Below are 3,919 nucleotides of genomic sequence, written 5' to 3' on the forward strand. Positions count from 1 at the left end.
AACTTTGTGCCCTTCAAGGGATTATGACGGGTGACGGAAAATTAACTACAAGTCACCCCGTGACCGAATGTCGCAACCAACCGGCTCAATCCCTTGCAGGCCGTGCCTTGTAAGGATTCTGGCGCAAATTCAGGAAATTGGACATCGGCCGTATGAATGATGCGGCATCGGCCCTCAATAGTGGCGCAAAGCCGCGTCTTCAGGCGCTTGTGGGACGTTTGTACTGCTTTACCAAACAGTTTGTGTTTAAGCGACATATCCGTATATCTGTAGGGTTTTTGATTAACTGACTACGAAGTCAACAAGGCGATCCGGGCCTTTATTCTTCTAGGCTATAGCTGTGCGCCTGCGTGACCAGCCAATCTCGAAAAGCCCTTAAAGATGCCGATTCGACCTTTCGCTCAGGAATCATCAAGTAATACGCCTTGATACTGGAGAGCGCCTGAGGGTTGGCGATGACCAGGCGTTTCTCTGTCAATTCGCGTTGAATCAGGAATGGCGGAATCAATGCTATGCCCATGTCGTGCATCGCCGCCTGGGCGAGCATTGAGAATAGCTCGTAGCGCGGGCCTGTCATGTCTCGAGGGATGTTCAGATGCTGGGAGTTGAACCACTGACGCCAGGCATACGGCCGGGTGGTTTGTTGCAGGAGAGGGAGTTCTGCGATTTCTTCGGGGGAAAGGATGGTTTTCTTTCCGAGTAGGCCGGGGCTGCAAACGGGCATGGGATTTTCGCCCATCAAGCGGTGGGATTCCGTGCCCGACCAATCCGCGTCGCCAAAGTAAATCGCGGCATCGAAGTCCGTGTCGGCAAACAGGAATGGCCGCGTCCGGTTGGTCAGGTTGACCGTCACTTCGGGATGTTTGTGTTGGAAGTCTTTGAGTCGCGGCAGTAACCACTGGGTGCCGAAAGTCGGTACCACGGCCAGCTCGATTACGTTGGCGCCCTGCTGGCCCATCACCGACAAAGTGTCGCGCTCGACTGCGTCGAGTTGAGTGGCAACCCGACGGCTGTAGGAAAGCCCGGCTTCAGTCAGCTTTACACCGCGCCGTGAGCGTCGAAAGAGTTCCACATTCAGGAACTCTTCCAGGCTGGCGATCTGTCGACAGATTGCACCTTGGGTCAGCGAAAGCTCCTCGGCTGCTTTGGTAAAGCTTTCGTGTCGCGCTGCCGCTTCAAAGCTTATCAGGGCGGTTGTGCTGGGTATCTTTCTGCGCATGTACGTCAACCTCACTAATACATCGCCTTAAATGCATTGCGCGACGTTTCGGAGTGAGAAATTAGCACAACAGTATGCGAAATCCTCGTTTGCCGTGACGCCGAACCCGGCCTAGGATCAGTCCACGTTATTTGACCTGTTTCGAGAGGACACACTCATGGCCGGTAAAGCTAGCTTCAACTGGATCGATCCCCTGCTGCTGGATCAACAGCTCACCGAAGAAGAGCGCATGATTCGCGACACCGCTGCGCAGTTCGCTCAGCAGAAGCTCGCGCCGCGGGTTCTCGAAGCTTTCCGCCATGAAAAGACCGATCCGGCGATCTTTCGCGAGATGGGGGAGGTGGGCCTGTTGGGTGCCACCATTCCTGAGCAATACGGTGGCAGTGGCCTGAACTACGTCAGCTATGGCCTGATTGCCCGTGAAGTCGAGCGTGTCGATTCGGGCTACCGCTCGATGATGAGTGTGCAATCCTCGCTGGTGATGGTGCCGATCAACGAATTCGGTACCGAAGCTCAAAAGCAGAAATACCTGCCGAAACTGGCTTCCGGCGAATGGATCGGCTGCTTCGGTCTGACGGAGCCTAACCACGGTTCCGACCCGGGCGCGATGATTACTCGTGCGCGTAAAGTGGAAGGCGGCTACAGCTTGACCGGTAGCAAGATGTGGATCACCAACAGCCCGATCGCTGACGTTTTTGTCGTTTGGGGCAAGGACGATGCGGGTGATATCCGCGGATTCGTTCTGGAGAAAGGCTGGAAGGGCCTTAGCGCACCGGCTATTCACGGCAAGGTCGGCCTGCGTGCATCGATCACCGGTGAAATCGTGATGGACAACGTATTCGTGCCGGAAGAGAACATTTTCCCGGATGTCCGAGGCTTGAAAGGACCGTTCACCTGTCTGAACTCCGCTCGGTACGGTATTTCCTGGGGTGCGCTGGGTGCTGCCGAGTTCTGCTGGCACACCGCTCGCCAATACACGCTGGATCGTCAGCAGTTCGGTCGCCCGTTGGCTGCGACTCAGCTGATCCAGAAGAAGCTGGCCGACATGCAGACCGAAATCACCATGGCGTTGCAGGGCTGCCTGCGCTTGGGTCGTATGAAGGACGAAGGTACTGCGGCAGTCGAAATCACTTCGATGATGAAGCGTAACTCCTGCGGCAAGTCGCTGGACATTGCGCGCATGGCCCGTGACATGTTGGGTGGCAACGGTATCTCTGATGAGTTCGGCGTTGCTCGTCACCTGGTCAACCTGGAAGTGGTGAATACCTATGAAGGTACACACGACGTCCACGCGCTGATTCTTGGTCGCGCGCAGACCGGCATCCAGGCGTTCTATTAATAGGAGAACGACCATGGGCGCGCTTTCACATCTACGGGTACTGGATTTGTCGCGGGTATTGGCCGGGCCGTGGGCCGGGCAGATCCTCGCCGACCTTGGCGCCGAAGTGATCAAGGTCGAGCGCCCTGGCAACGGTGACGACACGCGCGCCTGGGGGCCGCCCTTCCTTAAGGACGCTTATGGCGAGAACACCAGCGAGGCCGCTTATTATCTGTCGGCCAATCGCAACAAGCAGTCGGTCACCATCGACTTCACGCGCCCTGAAGGTCAGAAGCTGGTGCGTGATCTGGCGGCCAAATCAGACATCCTGATCGAGAACTTCAAGGTGGGTGGTCTGGCCGCTTATGGGCTGGACTACGAAGCACTAAGGTCGATTAACCCGAATCTGATCTATTGCTCGATTACCGGGTTTGGTCAGACCGGGCCGTATGCCAAGCGTGCTGGCTACGATTTCATGATCCAGGGGCTCGGCGGGCTCATGAGTCTGACGGGTCGACCTGAGGGTGAGGAAGGCGCCGGGCCGGTTAAAGTGGGCGTTGCGCTGACGGACATCCTGACAGGGCTCTATTCGACCGTGGCAATCCTCGCAGCGCTTGCGCATCGGGATCATGATGGTGGCGGACAGCATATCGATATGGCGCTGCTCGATGTTCAGGTGGCGTGCCTGGCTAACCAGGCGATGAATTACCTGACTACGGGTAATGCGCCGAAGCGCCTGGGCAATGCGCATCCGAACATCGTGCCTTATCAGGACTTTCCTACTGCTGACGGCGACTTCATCCTCACCGTGGGCAATGACGGACAGTTCCGAAAGTTCGCTGAAGTGGCTGGGCAACCCCAGTGGGCAGACGATCCTCGTTTCGCAACCAACAAGCAGCGGGTGGCCAACCGAGCGGTGCTGATTCCACTGATCCGCCAGGCGACGGTGTTCAAAACTACCGCTGAGTGGGTGGCTGAGCTCGAACGGGCTGGCGTGCCCTGCGGGCCGATCAACGATCTGGCGCAAATGTTTGCCGATCCGCAGGTCAAGGCGCGAGGGCTGGCTATTGAATTGCCGCATGCGCTGGCTGGCATGGTGCCTCAGGTAGCAAGTCCTATTCGTTTGTCCGAAACGCCGGTGGAGTATCGCCAAGCGCCGCCATTGTTGGGAGAGCATACGCTGGAAGTGCTGCAGCGAGTGCTGGGGCTGGATGCGGGTGTGGTGGCTGCGTTGAAGGACGCAGGTGTGCTCTGAAGGCGCCGTCTATATAGAAGGCGCGGGTTTTGTGTGTGCAGGTGCGCTGTTTTCTTGCCTTTCGTAAGTTATTGATAGAAAAACCAAATCAACGCTTGACGGCAGATCTCAGGTGTCTATAATTCGC

At 56.9% G+C, this 3,919-nt stretch carries 3 protein-coding genes; 2 read left to right on the top strand and 1 reads right to left on the bottom strand.

Going from position 1 to position 3,919, the window contains the following annotated elements; genetic code table 11:
- Positions 1–319 precede the first annotated feature (319 nt).
- Positions 320–1,219 carry a LysR family transcriptional regulator gene (locus D8V06_RS15485; protein WP_130906707.1) on the bottom strand — a complete coding sequence of 300 codons (900 nt, stop codon included), beginning with the start codon at positions 1,217–1,219 and terminating at the stop codon, positions 320–322.
- A 157-nt stretch (positions 1,220–1,376) separates the two neighbouring features.
- Between D8V06_RS15485 and D8V06_RS15490 the strand changes: the two genes are divergently transcribed.
- Together D8V06_RS15490 and D8V06_RS15495 are read left to right on the top strand one after the other, a co-directional pair.
- Positions 1,377–2,558 (top strand): acyl-CoA dehydrogenase, encoded by a 1,182-nt coding sequence (locus D8V06_RS15490; protein WP_130905144.1) that lies wholly within the window; start codon positions 1,377–1,379, stop codon positions 2,556–2,558.
- A 13-nt stretch (positions 2,559–2,571) separates the two neighbouring features.
- Positions 2,572–3,792, top strand: coding sequence for a CaiB/BaiF CoA-transferase family protein (locus D8V06_RS15495; protein WP_056854491.1), 1,221 nt, complete (start codon positions 2,572–2,574; stop codon positions 3,790–3,792).
- Positions 3,793–3,919: the final 127 nt, after the last annotated feature.

It is taken from the genome of Pseudomonas sp. Sample_24 (assembly GCF_004307605.1).
GTDB lineage: Bacteria > Pseudomonadota > Gammaproteobacteria > Pseudomonadales > Pseudomonadaceae > Aquipseudomonas.

Bases quoted from the DNA above. Each gene is read 5' to 3' on its own strand.
- D8V06_RS15495 (WP_056854491.1), top strand. From the start codon at position 2,572: ATGGGCGCGCTTTCACATCTACGGGTACTGGATTTGTCGCGGGTATTG.
- D8V06_RS15490 (WP_130905144.1), top strand. From the start codon at position 1,377: ATGGCCGGTAAAGCTAGCTTCAACTGGATCGATCCCCTGCTGCTGGAT.
- D8V06_RS15485 (WP_130906707.1), bottom strand. From the start codon at position 1,219: ATGCGCAGAAAGATACCCAGCACAACCGCCCTGATAAGCTTTGAAGCG.